Annotated in this window: 14 protein-coding genes; 7 read left to right on the top strand and 7 right to left on the bottom strand. The window is 72.8% G+C overall.

Annotation, left to right across the window (positions count from 1 at the left end):
* On the bottom strand, nucleotides 1-510 hold a 510-nt coding region (locus ABZS66_RS53925), incomplete at its 3' end, for an MFS transporter (RefSeq protein ID WP_354771433.1).
* 77 nt (nucleotides 511-587) lie between these two features.
* On the opposite strand from ABZS66_RS53925, the gene ABZS66_RS53920 reads away from it, so the two are divergent.
* From ABZS66_RS53920 to ABZS66_RS53905, 4 genes are all read left to right on the top strand, one after another.
* Entirely contained in the window at nucleotides 588-1,652 is a 1,065-nt protein-coding gene (locus ABZS66_RS53920; RefSeq protein ID WP_354771431.1) for an iron ABC transporter permease, read from the top strand.
* Complete coding sequence (locus ABZS66_RS53915) at nucleotides 1,652-2,431, top strand: ABC transporter ATP-binding protein (RefSeq protein WP_354771429.1); 780 nt, start codon at nucleotides 1,652-1,654, stop codon at nucleotides 2,429-2,431. Before ABZS66_RS53920 ends, ABZS66_RS53915 begins: the two co-directional genes overlap by 1 nt.
* The gene (locus tag ABZS66_RS53910) at nucleotides 2,428-3,414 is read left to right on the top strand and encodes an ABC transporter substrate-binding protein (protein WP_354771427.1); all 987 of its coding nucleotides are present in this window, start codon (nucleotides 2,428-2,430) and stop codon (nucleotides 3,412-3,414) included. The genes ABZS66_RS53915 and ABZS66_RS53910 overlap by 4 nt, the downstream gene beginning before the upstream one ends.
* A gap of 149 nt (nucleotides 3,415-3,563) precedes the next feature.
* On the top strand, nucleotides 3,564-4,571 hold the full coding sequence (locus ABZS66_RS53905; protein WP_354771425.1) for a hypothetical protein: 1,008 nt from the start codon (nucleotides 3,564-3,566) through the stop codon (nucleotides 4,569-4,571).
* 356 nt (nucleotides 4,572-4,927) lie between these two features.
* Here the strand turns inward: ABZS66_RS53905 and ABZS66_RS53900 are convergent, their stop codons facing one another.
* From ABZS66_RS53900 to ABZS66_RS53880, 5 genes are all read right to left on the bottom strand, one after another.
* Nucleotides 4,928-5,419, bottom strand: coding sequence for a hypothetical protein (locus ABZS66_RS53900; RefSeq protein WP_354771423.1), 492 nt, complete (start codon nucleotides 5,417-5,419; stop codon nucleotides 4,928-4,930).
* Nucleotides 5,420-5,702: 283 nt separating this feature from the next.
* Nucleotides 5,703-6,347: a response regulator transcription factor gene (locus ABZS66_RS53895; RefSeq protein ID WP_354771421.1), complete on the bottom strand. Its 645-nt coding sequence runs from the start codon at nucleotides 6,345-6,347 to the stop codon at nucleotides 5,703-5,705.
* A 2-nt stretch (nucleotides 6,348-6,349) separates the two neighbouring features.
* Nucleotides 6,350-8,401: a sensor histidine kinase gene (locus ABZS66_RS53890; protein WP_354771419.1), complete on the bottom strand. Its 2,052-nt coding sequence runs from the start codon at nucleotides 8,399-8,401 to the stop codon at nucleotides 6,350-6,352.
* Nucleotides 8,398-9,018 carry a hypothetical protein gene (locus ABZS66_RS53885; RefSeq protein ID WP_354771417.1) on the bottom strand — a complete coding sequence of 207 codons (621 nt, stop codon included), beginning with the start codon at nucleotides 9,016-9,018 and terminating at the stop codon, nucleotides 8,398-8,400. Before ABZS66_RS53885 ends, ABZS66_RS53890 begins: the two co-directional genes overlap by 4 nt.
* A 92-nt stretch (nucleotides 9,019-9,110) precedes the next feature.
* Nucleotides 9,111-9,938: a S1 family peptidase gene (locus ABZS66_RS53880; protein WP_354771415.1), complete on the bottom strand. Its 828-nt coding sequence runs from the start codon at nucleotides 9,936-9,938 to the stop codon at nucleotides 9,111-9,113.
* Between the two features lie 218 nt (nucleotides 9,939-10,156).
* Here ABZS66_RS53880 and ABZS66_RS53875 point away from each other — a divergent pair, with 218 nt between their 5' ends.
* From ABZS66_RS53875 to ABZS66_RS53865, 3 genes are all read left to right on the top strand, one after another.
* A complete protein-coding gene (locus ABZS66_RS53875; RefSeq protein WP_354771413.1) occupies nucleotides 10,157-11,062 on the top strand; it encodes a cation diffusion facilitator family transporter in 906 nt (301 codons plus the stop codon).
* A 47-nt stretch (nucleotides 11,063-11,109) separates the two neighbouring features.
* Nucleotides 11,110-12,438 (top strand): MFS transporter, encoded by a 1,329-nt coding sequence (locus ABZS66_RS53870; protein ID WP_354771411.1) that lies wholly within the window; start codon nucleotides 11,110-11,112, stop codon nucleotides 12,436-12,438.
* Nucleotides 12,439-12,598: 160 nt separating this feature from the next.
* Nucleotides 12,599-14,533 (top strand): alkaline phosphatase family protein, encoded by a 1,935-nt coding sequence (locus ABZS66_RS53865; protein ID WP_354771409.1) that lies wholly within the window; start codon nucleotides 12,599-12,601, stop codon nucleotides 14,531-14,533.
* A 426-nt stretch (nucleotides 14,534-14,959) separates the two neighbouring features.
* Here ABZS66_RS53865 and ABZS66_RS53860 read toward each other — a convergent pair.
* Nucleotides 14,960-15,638, bottom strand: a 679-nt coding sequence (locus ABZS66_RS53860) for a Dyp-type peroxidase (RefSeq protein ID WP_354771407.1), incomplete at its 5' end; no start/stop codon positions are given.

Raw genomic sequence — 15,638 nt, 5'->3', positions numbered from 1 at the left:
CACCAGAAGGACGCCCACCAGCTGATGGTCACCGGCCTGGTGATGGTCGGCGGTGCTGACACTGGCGGCGGTGGCCCGGGCGATCCGCGCCCGGCCGACGAGGGCGGGCAGCGCGGCGAAGCTCGCGGCGTCGAAGAAGACCGCGGCGGTCGCGCAGGCCGCCGCCACGGCGACGATGTGCCCCGGAGTGAGGATGTCCAGCGCCGCGGCGGCCGGGATGCCGGCCAGCAGCACCGCCTCCGCCACGCTGGTCAGCACCATGATCCGCCGGCGGTCCCAGCGGTCGGCGTACGCCCCGGCGAACAGCCCGAACAGCAGGTACGGCAGCGCTTCCACGGCGGTCAGCAGCGCCGTGAGCGCCGGCGAGCCGGTGGCCTGGAACATCAGCATCGGCAGCGCCACCAACGTCAGTGCCGAGCCCGACCAGGACACCGCGCGGGCCAGCAGGAACCGCCGCCACGCCGGGTCGGCGCGCAGCGGGGTCACACGTTCATCGACGGTTGCATCCATGCACCACGTCTATCGCAATTGAAAACCATATTCAACAGTGGTACCGTCGCGCAGCCCGCATCCCAGGAACGCAACGGATGGAGACGAAGGTGGCGACGGCAACGACGGCGACCCGCGTGCAGCGGCGGTTCCGGGTGCTCATGACCGGCTCGGCCGGCGCGGTGCTCGGCGGGACCGTGCTCGCGCTGGGCACCGGCGCCGTCGACGTCCCGGTCGGCGACGTGGTGCGCATCCTCGCGGCCCATCTGGGCGGTGGCCGCTACGGCGCCGACCTGATCGGTGACGACATCGTGTGGCAGTACCGCGCCCCGCGGGCACTGCTGGCGATCGTCGCCGGCACGGGCCTGTCGGTCGCCGGCACGGTGCTGCAGGCGGTGGTCCGCAACCCGCTCGCCGACCCGTACGTGCTCGGACTCGCGTCCGGGGCGTCGCTCGGCGCGGTCGCGGTACTGACCCTCGGCAGCGCGGCCGTCGCCGGACTGAGCCTGCCGGCGGCCGCGTTCGCCGGCGCCGCCGCGGCACTCGCCGCCGTACTCGCGCTCGGCCGCCGCGCCGGGCAACTGCTGCCGGGGCGGCTGCTGCTGGCCGGGGTCTCGATCGGCTACCTCGCCTCGGCGGTGACCAGCTACCTGCAGCTGCGCGCCCACCCCGACCGGCTCGCCGGGGTGCTCTTCTGGCTGCTCGGCTCCCTGTCCGGCGCACAATGGTCGCAGCTGGGCATCCCCGCCGGCTGCGTGCTCGGCGGCACGCTCTGGCTGCTCACCCAGGCCCGCCGGCTCAACGCGCTGGCGTTCGGCGACGAGACCGCGACCGCCCTGGGCGTCGACGTCGCCCGGCTGCGGCTCCGGCTCCTGCTGGTCACCGCCCTGGTGACCGGCACGGTCATCGCGGAGGTCGGCGCGATCGGGTTCGTCGGCCTGCTCGTGCCGCACCTGGTGCGACTGCTTGTCGGCGCCGACCACCGCCGGGTCCTGCCGCTGGCCGCCCTCCTCGGCGGCGGCTACCTGCTGCTCGTCGACACCGCCGCCCGGACCCTCGCCCGCCCGGTCGAGCTGCCCGTCGGCATCCTCACCGCCGTGCTCGGCACGCCCGGGCTGCTGTGGCTGCTGCGCCGCGGCGACACCGATCCGGCGGTGCGCTGATGCGCCTGCGCCTCGACGCGGTCCAGGTCCGCCTCGGCGGGGCCGGCGTCGTCGACGGCGTCGACCTCGACGTGCACCCGGGCGAGCTGGTCGGGCTGCTCGGCCCGAACGGCAGCGGAAAGTCCACCCTGCTGCGCACCGTGTACCGGGCCCTGCGCCCGGACGCCGGCGCGGTGTGGCTCGACGGACGGGACCTGTGGCGCACCGTCGGGGTCCGCGAGGCCGCCCGCAGCACCGCCGCGGTCCCGCAGGAGCACGGCGCCGACTTCGGCTTCACCGTCGCCGAGACCGTGCACGCCGGCCGCACCCCGCACCAGGGCCTGCTCGACCGCGACACCGCCGCCGCCGCCATCGTCCGCGCCGCGATCGAGCGGGTCGGCCTGGCCGGCAAGGCCCACCGCCTCACGCACACCCTGTCCGGCGGCGAGAAGCAGCGGGTCCTGCTCGCCCGCGCCCTCGCCCAGCAGCCCCGGCTGCTCGTGCTCGACGAGCCGACCAACCACCTCGACATCACCGCCCAGCTCGAGCAACTGCGGCTCATCCGCAAGCTGCGGCTGACCACCCTCACCGCGCTGCACGACCTCAACCACGCCGCCGCCTTCTGCGACCGCGTCTACGTCCTGCACGCCGGCCGGGTCGCCGCCGCCGGCCCACCCGGCGACGTCCTCACCCCGGACCTCCTCGCCGACATCTTCAGGATCCGCGCCCACCCGGGCACGAACCCCCTGACCGGCACGCCACACCTGTATCTGGCCCCACTGGAAGAGGAACCCTCATGAATACTGCTGTCTCCCGCCGCGGGCTGCTGCGCGGCGCTGTCGCCGCCGGCGGCCTGCTGCTGTCCGGCTGCGCCTCGGCACCGGGCGGTACCCCCGCCGCAAGCCCCGGCACGGTGTCGGTCGCCGCCTGCGGCCGGACCCTGACCTTCGCCATCCCGCCCCAGCGGGTCGTGTCGTTCTACCCGGCCATGACCGAACTGCTGCTCGCCCTCGGCCTCGACGAGCGCATCGCCGGACAGGTCAACACCAACCAGTCCCCGCCGAGCCCCGCCTACGCCGACCGCTACGCCAGGATCAAGGTGCTCGCCGAGCAGGAACCGTCGATCGAGGTGCTCCTCGCCGCCCGGCCCGACCTCATCGTCGCCGACGCCGCATACCACTTCGACGGCAATCAACTGCCCACCCTCGACGAGCTAACCGCCAAGGGCATCCCGGTGTACCTCAACGCCTCCTTCTGCGACGGCCGCAAGACCCTGGCCAAGGTCACCGACGTCGACACCGACCTGGCCGGCCTCGGCCGGATCTTCGCCGCCGCCGGGCCGGCCGCGACCCTCGCCGAGCACGCAAAGGCCACCCTCGCCGACACCACCACCCGCCTGGCCGGCCGCGCCGCGGTGCCGTGCGCGCTGCTCACCGTCTACGACAAGGCGCTGTACGCCGACGCCGGCGGCCTCTACACCGACGTGCTCACCCTCGCCGGCGGCCGCAACGTCACCGACCAGGCCGAACTGCCCGCAGGCGAGTACTACGCCCAGATCTCGCCCGAGACGATCGCCCGCAAGAACCCCGACGCCATCGTCTACACCTACCTCGACGACGCAGGCCGCGCGGGCACCCTGGACTACCTGCGGCGGACGTTCCCCGACACCACCGCCGTGCGGTCAGGCCGCCTCATCGCCACTCCCGAGGCCACCTTCGGCGGCGCCCTGCGCTCCGTCGACGGCGTCGTCTCGCTGGCCCGGCAACTGCACCCCGCCGCCTGACGGACGGCTGATAATTCGTATTAGCGTCTTGACGCCGCCTTAACGGCGCGCGCAGACTCATCGATCAACGAACCGATCCGGGACGAGTGTCCACACCGGACGGCCCGTCCCCCTGCCCCCGTCGCCCGCCCACGAACGGAGGGAACGCGATGACCCGTGCCCCCGAAAGTCCCTTCTCCCGACGCGCGCTGCTGCGTGGCGCGGCGGCCGCCGGTGTCGCGACCGCGACCACCGGCGCCGGCCTCGTCGCGACGTCCACGCCGGCGCTCGCCGGACCGGCCGGCTTTCCCAGCTATCGATACGTGCGCGACGCGTTCGCCGCGCCGCTGCGCTACAACCCGACGGGCGAGTTCATCTTCCCGTGCGTGCGCGGTGTCTACGACAAGATCAGTGGCTATCTCGGCCGCTACTACCTCTACTACGCGCCGCACGACGCGCCCGGCGGGATCTGCCTCGCCTACGCCGACCGGCTCGAGGGCCCCTACACGGAGTACGCCGGTAACCCCATTGTCGACCGGGTGCTGCCGACCACGACGGTGAGCCACGTGTCGTCGCCGCACGTCGTCTGGGACGCCCCGACCCGCCAGTTCTACCTGTACTTCCACGGCGAGAACTACACGACCCGGGTCGCCCGCTCGACCGACGGCGTCCACTTCACCAACGAGACGCCGATCCTGTCGACGAACCTGGTGCCCAACACGACCGAGACCTCGTACGCGCGGGTCTTCGAACACGCGGTGGCCGGCAAGGGGAACCGCTACGTCATGGTGTTCATGGGCGTCCACACGATCGGGCCGGGCACCCGCAAGATCTTCTGGGGCTGGTCGCCGAACGGCTGGAGCGGCTGGCAGTTCGCCCCGAACCCGCTTGTGTCACCGTCCGGGGACGGGCTCACCGACATCTCCGCACCGCACCTGCTCAAGCGCAACGGCACCGCGTACCTCGCGTATCACGGCAACAGCGGCAACATGTACCTGACCGAGGTCGGCACCAACTTCGACCGCGAGGTGCACCTCGGCGTGTTCCACCGGCCGATCGCGTCGGACAACGGCCGGGTGGCGTCCCCGGCGTTCGGCACCGACGGCGGCGTGGAGTACATGCTCTACGAGGCCGGGCCGCGCCTCGACGCCCGGATCTGCGTGGCCCGCGCGGTCTAGGACTTCCTGTCCGTACCGCCTGGGACATCGGGCTCGGGATGGTGGCGGCCAGACCACCCGACCGAGTGGGGCTCGTTGCTGTCGCTGAGCATCATCTCGATCTGGGTCGCGCCGGCCGCCGTCGTGCTCACCGGGCGCCGGTTTGCGCCGTTCGGTGACTGCCGCGGTTCAGCCGGTAGCCTCCACGGCATGAGCTCCGGCCACGATCGGCTCGGCCGGGCGCGCACTGCGCCTCGGCCGGGCCGGCGCCGCCATCGGCCACCAGCGCAGCAACGGCGAAACCCGACATCGCCTGCACCACCAGACGCGCCAACCGCTGCCCCCACGGCCTGATCAGCTCCGTGTCAATCGCTGCGTCAGGCGAGGTACTGAACAGATACCCATCTCGTTTCTGTCCGGCCGCTTGCCACCCCCGGTACTCTCGCCACGACGACGGCCCCAAAGGCGACAACGGCGTAATGGTCGCGCCCGTAGCGCCAGTTCGCTCTCGGGGTGACGGCTTCGTGGCGGGGCTCCAGCCGTTGGAACACGTCCTTCTCCTCCAGCCAGCAGGCGCCGTGGTTCACGGGGGAGTGACGCTCGCATTCGACGTACTGGGCCCGCAGTATCACCTCGGTTGAGGTCCATTCGCTGCTTGACGACGCGGTCGCCCAGACTTCGTCGCCCTGCATCAGGACGCACGCCATGAATCCGGGCGTCATGGATGGATCGCTCGAGCAGGTCCTGCTGAGTAGGGAGCTTCCGGCCTCCGCGACGGTCGGGACGATCACCGCAAGCGGACCGACGACGGCCAGAGTGGCGCAGGTCGCCAGGATCGTCCGGCGTTTGGATTCCAGTCGCAGGCGCATCCCGTGTCTACCTCCCAGGTCGTCTTCCTCGTCAGTAGAATGTACTTGCCATACAACCGACAAGCAACATACGTCATCGACAAGATCGCTCGAGCCTCGGACCCGACAACGCAACGACCACGAGCACCTCATGGGCGCGCCCGGGACGAGGCCGACAACGCGATCTTCGCCACTATGGCTGGTACAGCACCCACCGCATCCAGAAAGAACTCGGCTCCTGCAGCCCCGACAAATACGAGACCGCCCGGCACCGCCAGACCAGGCGAGTGAGGACCACCGGGTCTTACAGCCCGGCGGCGCGGGCCCTGGCGATGGCGTCGGCGCGGGTCTCGACGCCGAGCTTGGCGAAGATCGTCGAGATGTAGTTGCGCACCGTCTTGGGGCTGACGCCGAGCCGGTCGGTGATGGCGGCGTTGGTCAGACCGGCCGCGATCAGCTCCAGGATCTCGTGCTCGCGGACGGTGAGGGCGGCCAGGACGCCCGGGGTACGGGCGGGCCGGGGCGGTGCGGACACCTGCTGGGCGAGGTGCTGGGCGGCGGCCGAACTGAAGATCGCGTCTCCGGCCGCGGCCGCGTGCACGGCCCGCAGCACCTCCTCGCGGTCGGCGCCCTTGACCAGATAACCTCGGGCGCCCGCCCGGACGGCGGCCAGCACCGAGGCGCTGTCGTCGAACATGGTCACCACCAGGATCGCGACGCCGGGCCGCTGCTCCAGGATGCGGCGGGTCGCCTCGACCCCGTTGAGCTGCGGCATCGTCAGGTCCATGACGACGACGTCCGGACCCAGCTCGACGGCCTGCCGCACGGCGTCGGCGCCGTCGCTGGCCTCGCCGACGATGTCGACCGCCGGATCGGAGGCGAGCGCGGCCCGCAGCCCGTAGCGGAACATGGGATGGTCGTCCGCCAGGAGCACCCGAATCTCCGCCATGGTCAATCCTGTCGCAGCGGTAGCCGGGCGGTGACGGCGGTCCCGCCACCGGTGGCCGGGCCGATGTCCAGCGTCCCACCGAGTTCCTCGGCGCGCTCGCGCATCGACAGTGTGCCGACCCCGGGACGTGTTCCGGCCGGCAGGCCCACTCCGTCGTCGCCGACCCGCAGGCACAGCGCGGCGTCCTCGACGGCGACACTCAGGCGCACGCTCGTCGCGCCGGCGTGCCGGGCGACGTTGGTGAGCGCCTCGTGGGCGATCCGGAACGCGGCGACCTCGACCGCGGCGGGCAGTGCGGGAAGGCTGTCGATGGCCACGTCCAGGTGGAACGTCCGGTACTGCTCCGCGGCGTGCTCGAGCGCGGCGGCCAGGCCGAGCTCGTCGAGGACGGGCGGGCGCAGCTCGCGGGCCAGCCGCCGGACCTCCTGCAGCGCCTGCTGGCTCTGCGTCTTCAGCTCGCCCAGGATCACGTCGGCGCCCGCCGGGTCGCTGCCGATCATCGACCGCGCCGCGTCGATGGTCAGCGCCTGGCTGCCGAGCGCCGGGCCGAGGGAGTCGTGCAGGTCGCGGCGGATCCTGCGGCGCTCCTCCTCCCGGGCGGCGACCAGCTTCTCCCGCGTCCGTTGCAGGTCGGCGGCCAGCCGCCGGGTGCGGGCGGACTCCTGGGCGGCGGACAGGGCGGCGCCGCTGTGGTCGGCCAGGTCGGCGATCAGCCGCCGGTCCAGCGCGTCCAGCGGGCCGGCGATCTCCAGGCGGCCCAGCTGCCGGCCCTGGTAGCTCAACGGGACGGACTCGACGTCGGCGGTGGCGGTTCCGGTGGAGGCGGCCGGCTCGCCGTCGAGGTACATCGCCACATAGGAAGCGTTGAGCGCCCGGGCGACGGCGTCCACGATGGCCGGTGCGACCTGGTCCGGCTCGACGACCTCGGTCATGCGCCGGCCGAGCCGCGACAGCACACCGTACGGGTCGCCCCGTTCGCCGTAGACGACCCGGCTGACCGCCCGCTGCACCCGTTCGCGGACCGGGTTGAACACGACGGCGACGATCCCGGCCGCCAGCAGCGGACCGGCGATGGTCCGGTCGACCGGCCACAGGGCGCCCACCCCGGCCACGACGACGGCGTACACGCTGACGACGAATCCGGTCAGGATGACGAACAGCAGCGTGCGGCTGATGACGCCGTCGACGTCGAACAGCCGGTGCCGCACGATCGCCACGGCGACCGCGGCCGGCAGCAGGGCCGCCATCACGTAGCTGACCAGCATCACGAAGGCGTACACGCCGAGGCCCCGGGAACTGGTCTCGTTCTGGATCCTCAGCAGCGGCGTGGCCGCGTAGGCGAGGGTCAGCGCGAAGCGCAACGCGACCGCGAGCATGACAAGCCTGGTCTGCCGGCGCTCCTGCGGCCCGGAGATCCGTGCGTAGCGGTAGATCTGGGCCACCGCGCAGCTGCCGAACAGCACCGGCAGGATCACCGCCTCGGCCGGGCTGCCCGCCAGCGGCGGCACGGCGACCGACGCGACCAGGTACGCCGCCCATCCGGCCGCGAACCAGCGGCCCCACCGGGGCGCGAACCGGCCGTCGGGGAACACGTAGGCGAGCTGGAACAGGCCGATCCAGGCCAGCCCCTGCAGCAGCGCGGCCGGGTCGGCCAGCGCCGGGACCAGACGGCCGACGACGTAGGGCACGCCGCCGCCCGCGACCGCGAACAGGACCAGCACGAAGGCGAGGTACAGGCGGAACCACGACAGCCCGCCGCGCAGCACGAACCAGGCGGCGACCACGCTGACCGCGGTCAGCATCAGCTCCAGCAGCAGGAAGTAGCCGACGTACCAGCGCTGCGGAAGCCCCCAGCCGACCAGCACGTCACGCAGCTGCCCGGCCGACCAGCCCTCCGGCGCGACCCACGCGGGCAACGCCGCGTCGGCACGGTAGCCCCACCCGATCAGCCCCGCGGCGAACCCCGCCAGCAGCAGTCCGATCGCCGCCAGCACGACGGCCCGGCCGGCACGCAGTGCGCGCCCGGCCGAGCCGATCGTGGCCTCGGGGCTCATGCCGTGGAGGCTACCGGCTGAACCGCCGCGGTCACCGGACGGCGCAGCAGGCCGATGCCGATCGCCAGCCAGAGGAACCCGACGACCAGCGGCGGGAACGCCCCGCCCAGCACGACGTCCGCCAGCAGGATGACACCGGCGATGATCGCCACCACCAGTCCGGTACGCCGCAGGACGCCCGTGCGGCGCAGCCCGGCGCCGGTGAGCACGACGGCGGCCAGCGCGGCCCAGATCGAGATGATGCTCAGCCACAGCGACGGGCTCCACCGCGAGTCGTCGGAGAGCTTCGCGTCGGTGAACCCGGTCATCGACAGTGCGAGGACCAGGTAGCCGGCGATCGCGACCGCCGAGACGCCGGACGCGATCCGGGCCGCGACGGTGAGGCCGGCAGCGGTGGCGACCGTCGCCATCCCGGCCGCTCCGGCAAGCACCGCCAGCGCGTACAGGGTGACGATGACGATCCACTGCGGACGGACGTCGGCCATGACGGCCGGTGTGAAGTCGGCGGTGTTGTTGACGCCGGTCTGCGCCAGCGTGGCCATGGCCAGGACGAACCAGGCCAGGAACAGGACGAGGGCCAGTACGAGCAGGCGGCCGGCCCGTTTCGGGTTGCGCATCGTGAACTCCTCGGTCGGGTGGTCTGGCTGCCACCATCCCGAGCCCGATGTCCCAGGCGGTAGGGGCAGGAAGTCCCCCACCGGCGGGGGACTCAGTAGGGCGTGACCCCGTAGGCGTTCGCGGCGCGGGACGCCGAGGCGAAGTACGTCGTGCCGCCGCTCGTGCAGTTGCCGCTGCCGCCCGAGGTCATGCCCAGCCCCACCGAGCCGGCGAACAGCGGGCCGCCGCTGTCGCCCGGCTCGGTGCACACCGAGGCGCGGATCAGGCCGTACACCGTGCCGTCGGCGTAGTTCACGGTGGCGTTGAGGGCGGTGATCCGGCCGGTGCGCACGCCCGTGGCACCGCTTCGGGTGACCGTCTGGCCCACGTATCCGTTGCCGAAGCTGGTGATCGGGGCGAGCGTGCCGTTGTGCAGGTTGACGGCGCTGGGTTTGGCGATCGTACCGTTGGTGTACCGCACGAGCGCGTAGTCGTACATGGCGTTCTTCGTGGCGACGGTGCCCAGGACGACGGTGTGCGCGGCGTCGGCGTACACCGTGCCGCCCACCGCACCCACGCAATGGGCCGAGGTGAGGAAGTACGAGTCGGGCAGCGCGCGGGCGTTGAAGCCGATCAGGCACCGCCCGCCGGCCGCGCCGAAGAACGGGTCGGCGCCCGCGATGTGCTTGCGCAGCACGCCGGCCTCGCGCAGGACCACGCCGCCGGCCCGGGTGACCGCCCGGCTCAGCGCGGCCGCCGTTGCCGGCCGCACGGTGTCGTCGAGGCTGACGGTCAGCCGGCCGCCGGCCGGGTCGTGCCACCATGCGGTGCCCGCGATCCGCTCGAACGCACCCACTCCGGGCGCCGCCTCGGCGGCGGTGGCGGGCAGCGCGACCGCGACGAGGGCGATGACGGCGGCGAACGCACGGGCGGCACGCATGGGACCTCCACGCAGACACTCAGAGATGTACATCAATGAATGCAGCATAGCAACGTCGGAAACCGGCGGCGCGCCCGGCGGCGTTGTGACCCAGGCCGGTTTGCGCAGGTGTCGCCGTCGGACGCGGCGCGGCGTCTGCCAGACTCGATGATCGAGACGGGCGGAGACTTCGGGAGGTGCCGCGGGTGGCGGCGGACGGTGGCAGTACACGGGCGGTCGTGACCGCGCTGTTGGCGAATCTGGGCATCGCGGTGAGCAAGGGGGTGGGCGCGCTCGTCACCGGCTCCTCCTCGATGCTCGCCGAGGCGGTGCACTCCCTGGCCGACACGACCAACCAGGCGCTGCTGCTGGTCGGCGGGCGCCGGGCCCGGCGCGAGGCGAACGAGCAGCATCCGTTCGGGTACGCCCGGGAGCGGTACATCTACGCGTTCATCGTCTCGATCGTGCTCTTCACCCTCGGTGGGCTGTTCGCGCTCTACGAGGGGTACGAGAAGATCATCCACCCGCACGAGCTCACCTCGCCGCTCGTCGCCGTGGCGATCCTGGTGATCGCCATCGGGCTGGAGGGTTACGCGCTGTTCACAGCGGCAAAGTCGGCCAACGCGGTGCGCGGCACGAAGACCTGGTGGCAGTTCATCCGCCACGCGAAGGCGCCCGAGCTGCCGACGATCCTGCTGGAGGACGCGGGAGCCGTCATCGGCCTGGTGGTCGCGCTGCTCGGTGTCGGCCTGAGCGTGCTGACCGGCAACGGCGTCTTCGACGCAATCGGCACCTTCGTCATCGGCGCGCTGCTCGTGGCGATCGCCTGCATCCTGGCGATGGAGACCAAGAGCCTGCTCGTCGGCGAGGCGGCGTCGAAGGCGAACATCGCGAAGATCCGTGCGGCGCTGGTGGCCGAGCCCCGCTTCGACCGGGTGATCCACCTGCGCACCATGCACCTCGGCCCGGACGAGCTCCTGGTCGCGGCCAAGGTCGCGGTCGCGCCGGGTGAGGTCGCGGAGGCGATCAGCGAGGCCACGAACAGCGCCGAGGCCCGCATCCGCGCCGCACTGCCGATCGCCACGCTGATCTTCGTGGAGCCGGACATCTACCAGCCGTCCCGGCCCGAGGCCGCACCGGCTTAGCGCACAACCCGGAACCGGCCGCGCCGGGGCGTTACGCTTGGCACACAATGACAGGCAGTGACGGGCACCCGCTCGCTTCGACGCTGGCCGAGCGGGGGTTCCGCCGGCTGCTTGGCGTGCGGATCACCAGCCAGTTCGGCGACGGCATGTTCCAGGCCGCGCTGGCGGGCAGCGTGTTGTTCAACCCGGAGCGGCAGACCACCGCGGTCGCCGTCGCGGTCGCCACCGCCGTGCTGCTGTTGCCGTATTCGCTGCTCGGCCCGTTCGCCGGGGTACTGCTCGACGTCTGGTCGCGCCGCCGGGTGCTCGTCGCGGCGAACCTCGCGCGGATCGTGCTGGTGGCCGTGGCCGCACTGCTGATCGCCGGCGCGTCGCAGGGCGTGCCGTTCATGGCCGTCGTCCTGGTCGCGATCGGACTGAACCGGTTGTTCCTCTCCGCGGTCTCGGCCGCCACACCGCACGTGGTCGCCGACGCCCGGCTGGTGACGGCCAACGCGGTGTCCGGCACGCTCGGCTCGCTGGCCACGTCGGCCGGCATCGGCTGCGCCCTGCTGGCCCTGCAGACGGCCGTGTCGATCGGCTACCACGGCTACGCGACCGTCGCCGCCCTCGCCCCGCTCGGCTACGTGATCTCGGCGGCCCTGGCGGCACGCCGGTTCGGCGCCGACGACCTCGGCCCCGACGAGGTCCCCAGGCAGCGGCGAGCGCCGTGGGCCCGACTCACCGGGGTCGTCCAGGACCTGGGCAGCGGCGTGCGGCACCTCGCCCGCCGCCACGACGCGGCCCTTGCGCTGGCGGTGCAGACCGGGTTCCGGCTGCTGTTCGGCGTGCTGACCCTGGCCCTGCTGCTGTTGCACCGCAACTACTTCCCGGGCGACGACGACATCGAGGGGTCGGTGACCGCGCTGGCCGGCGTGTTCGTCGCCGGCGCCCTGGGGGTGATCGTCGGGGCGGCGCTCACCCCGCGGCTGACCCGCCGCATCGGCGGGCAGCTGTGGATCACCGCGGCGCTGGCCGCGGCGGCGGTGGTCCTCGCCGGCTTTGGCCTGCCGTTCCGGGCCGACCTGCTGCTCGTCGTGGTCTTCGTGCTCAACGTCGCCGCGCAGAGCATCAAGATCGTCACGGAGACCTTCATCCAGCACGAGTGCGACGACGCCTACCGCGGCCGGGTCTTCAGCGTGAGCGACACGACGTTCAACCTGGCCTACGTCCTGGGCATGTTCGCCGCCGCGTTCGCCCTGCCGGACACCGGCCGCTCACCGGTCGTGCTGCTCGTCGTGGCGGCGGCCATGCTCGCCGTCGCGGCCGGCTACGGGGTGCAGCGGTGGCGTGCGGCGGGCACGTGGGATGCCGTGGCCGACGCGTCGCGACCCTGAACCGCCGGCCGGAATGCGACGACTCCCACTGCCGCCGCAGGTTCAACCCGGGCGGCGTGCCGTCTAGCCTGGCATATGTGCTGCTGGGGACGGTTCTCATCGCGTTCGACCTGATCGACACCGGGCGCGTGCCGACGGCTTCCGCGTGGAGCGGCTGAGCATGGCGGCCCGTGGAGGCCGGCTCACCGCGGCGTGGCGGACCGGCCTGCGCTGGCTGCGGTCGCTCGTCCGCACGGCGTCGATCACTTTCGTGGTGCTCACCCTGACCCTGTGGCTGCTGCCCGGTGTCCGCAGCGCGGACGTCGTCGACACCCTCTGGCTCGTGGTCCTGGTCGCCGGCGTCGGCGCCGGAGCGCGGCTGGTGCTGTTCCCGGCGATCCGCTTCCTCGGCGGGCTGGCCGCCATGATCCTCGGGGCCGGGACACAGCTGTCGGTGATGGCGGTCGCGCTGCGCCTGGACCCGGCCGACCGGGTGAGCGGACTGCCGGCCACCATGATCGCCGCGGTCCTCGCCGTGATCCTGGCCGCGCTGCTCAACTGGTTCGTCGACGCGGGCACGGACGCGGCGTTCGTCGCCGAGCTGCGCCGCCTCATGATCCGTACCCGCCGGAGCGCCCGCCCGTCCGTGCCGGCCGGCAGCCGGGCGCCCAGCATGCTCGTCGTACAGCTCGACGGGGTCTCCTCGGCCCTGCTCGGCTGGGCGGTCCGGGCCGGGAACCTGCCCACGATCGGCGGCTGGCTGCGCTCCGGCACCCACACCATGACCGGCTGGCACACCGGGCTGCCCGCCACGACGCCAGCCGCCCAGGCCGGCATCCTGCACGGTGACGACCGCGCGGTCCCGGCGTACCGCTGGTACGACCGCACCACCCAGCGGCTCGTCATGCCGAGCCGCCCGCGCGACGCCGCCGAGGTCGAGGCCCGCATCTCCACCGGCGCCGGGCTGCTGCGCGACGGCGGGGCGAGCATCAGCAACGTCTTCACCGGCGACGCGCCGACGTCGCTGCTCACCGTCAGCCGCGCCGCGTTCCCGGGCCGCTCGGCCCGCGGCTGGGCGGTGTTCATGGCCAGCCCGTACGGCTTCACGCGGGCGATCGTGCTCGGCCTCGCGGAGGTGCTCACCGAGTTGCACCAGGCCCGCCTGCAACGCCGCCGCGACCTGCACCCCAGGGTCAGCCGGCTCGGCGCGTTCCTCGCCCTCCGCCCGGCCGCGATGCTGCTGCGCGACGTCAACGTGTCGCTCGTCGCCGAGCAGATGGCCCGGGGTACCCCGGTCATCTACTGCGACCTCGTCGACTACGACGAGGTGGCGCACCACGCCGGTCCCGCCCGCCCGGAGGCGCTCAAGGCGCTGGAGACGCTCGACCACGCACTGGGCATCCTGCAGCGCCTCGCCGGCGAGTCGGCAGCCCGCGAGTACCACGTCGTCGTGCTCTCCGACCACGGCCAGAGCCTCGGCGCCACGTTCCGCCACCGCCACGGCGAGACCCTCGAAGCCGTCGTCGGCCGCCTCACCCAGGACGCCACCCCGCCGCTCGTCGTGGCCTCGGGCAACCTCGGCATGCTGTACGTGACCGGCCAGCCGGACAAGCTCACCCGCGCCCAGCTCGACACCCGCCACCCCGCGCTCGTTGACGGCCTCGTCGACCACCCGGGCGTCGGCGTCGTCGTGGTGGACGAGGACGACGGCCCGGTGGCGCTCGGCCGCGGCGGACGTCACCACCTGCTCGACGGCACGGTGGAGGGCGCCGACCCGCTGGCGCCGTACGGCCCGCGGGCCCGGGCCGACCTGCTGCGCCACCAGCAGATGCAGCACGTCGGCGACCTGGTGCTCATCAGCGGCGTCGACCAGGCCACCGACGAGGTGGCCGCCTTCGAGGAGCTTGTCGGCTCCCACGGCGGCCTCGGCGGCGCACAGACCGACGCCGTGCTGATCCACCCCGCCGGCTGGCCGCGCGAGTCCGGCGGTCTGGACGGTCCGGCGGCGGTACATCGACAGCTCGTCGCCTGGCTCGAGCACCTGGAGCTCCGCCGCCGCCCGGCGGGACACCCGGACCCGGCCGCCGAGCCGGTCGACTCCGCAATCCCGGTGTGACTTCCTGCCGCTGTGCGATTACTTTCAGTGATGCCGTCAACGGCCTGACTGCATTCTGGGCGGCGCCACTGTTGCAACTTTCTGGCAAATACAGCACTGTTGCATAGGTGCGGCGAGACGATCGGGAAGGGGTGCTGATCGTGGGAGCTCGCCGATGAGCGCTCGGCCGGTGGCTGTGCAGGCCGGGGCAGGGCGGCGTCCAGCGCGATGGTCCTCAGCCTGACTGGGCGCCGCCTCCGCTCACGATTCTGCACTCCATGTCGTGGTGGTTCGCCGCGGGTTGCGGTACCGCCCACTCGGGTGACCCCGGCTGCGCCACGGCGACCGCCCGCACCGCATCTGCCGCGAGTGCTTCGCCGGCCCGCCGTGGTCCGGGCCGGAGACCCGGCTCGCGGGCGTGAACGAACCGCGCGAACGGGTGACCGGCTATCCCAGGAGCCCCTGGCCGATCCAGCCGCCCGGTTCGCAGCCCGGCGGAACCGCGAACACGGCGGAGCCGATGGGGGTGATCCACTCGTTGAGCAGGTCGGCCTCGGCGAGGTTGCGCTGGATCGGCAGGAACTGGGCGCCGATGTCGCGCTGGTAGGCGGCGAAGATGAGGCCGCTGTCGGCGGTGCCGTCCGGCCCCGGCGGCTCGTCGTAGTTGTAGGGGCGGCGGAAGATGCGTTGCCGGTCGGAGGCCACGTGCGCGCGGGCGACGTGGGAGAACTCGGAGATGACCGGGAAGCCGATGGCGTTCTTCGCGGCGAAGTCGGGCGGGTCGGTCTCGCGCCGGCCGGTGAGCGGGGCGCCGTCGGACAGGCGGCGGCCGACGGCGAACTCCTTGCCGACGGTGTCGGCGGCGTCCCACGCCTCCAGCTCGGCCCGGATGCGGCGCACCACGACCGTGGTGCCGCCGTGCATCCACTGTGGACCGTCGTCGGTCCAGACGGCGCCGGCGAAGACGTCGCCGCCGAGGGGTGGGTTGCCCGTGCCGTCGAGCTGGCCGAGGACGTTGCGCTGGGTCACGCCGTCGTCCTGCATGCCCCGGCCGCGGCGGAAGCCGCGCTGCACCCAGCGGACCGAGGCGAAGGCGCGGCTGTCCTTGACGAGCATCCGCTGGGCG

The sequence above is a fragment of the Dactylosporangium sp. NPDC005572 genome (assembly GCF_040605515.1).
Classification (GTDB): domain Bacteria; phylum Actinomycetota; class Actinomycetes; order Mycobacteriales; family Micromonosporaceae; genus Dactylosporangium.
This window is presented reverse-complemented; position numbering and strand designations above follow the sequence as displayed.

Excerpts from the sequence above, each read along its gene's own strand:
- ABZS66_RS53915 (WP_354771429.1), top strand. The coding sequence starts at position 1,652 with ATGCGCCTGCGCCTCGACGCGGTCCAGGTCCGCCTCGGCGGGGCCGGC.
- ABZS66_RS53870 (WP_354771411.1), top strand. The coding sequence starts at position 11,110 with ATGACAGGCAGTGACGGGCACCCGCTCGCTTCGACGCTGGCCGAGCGG.
- ABZS66_RS53920 (WP_354771431.1), top strand. The coding sequence starts at position 588 with ATGGAGACGAAGGTGGCGACGGCAACGACGGCGACCCGCGTGCAGCGG.
- ABZS66_RS53865 (WP_354771409.1), top strand. The coding sequence starts at position 12,599 with ATGGCGGCCCGTGGAGGCCGGCTCACCGCGGCGTGGCGGACCGGCCTG.
- ABZS66_RS53885 (WP_354771417.1), bottom strand. The coding sequence starts at position 9,018 with ATGCGCAACCCGAAACGGGCCGGCCGCCTGCTCGTACTGGCCCTCGTC.
- ABZS66_RS53890 (WP_354771419.1), bottom strand. The coding sequence starts at position 8,401 with ATGAGCCCCGAGGCCACGATCGGCTCGGCCGGGCGCGCACTGCGTGCC.
- ABZS66_RS53900 (WP_354771423.1), bottom strand. The coding sequence starts at position 5,419 with ATGCGCCTGCGACTGGAATCCAAACGCCGGACGATCCTGGCGACCTGC.
- ABZS66_RS53905 (WP_354771425.1), top strand. The coding sequence starts at position 3,564 with ATGACCCGTGCCCCCGAAAGTCCCTTCTCCCGACGCGCGCTGCTGCGT.
- ABZS66_RS53895 (WP_354771421.1), bottom strand. The coding sequence starts at position 6,347 with ATGGCGGAGATTCGGGTGCTCCTGGCGGACGACCATCCCATGTTCCGC.
- ABZS66_RS53910 (WP_354771427.1), top strand. The coding sequence starts at position 2,428 with ATGAATACTGCTGTCTCCCGCCGCGGGCTGCTGCGCGGCGCTGTCGCC.
- ABZS66_RS53880 (WP_354771415.1), bottom strand. The coding sequence starts at position 9,938 with ATGCGTGCCGCCCGTGCGTTCGCCGCCGTCATCGCCCTCGTCGCGGTC.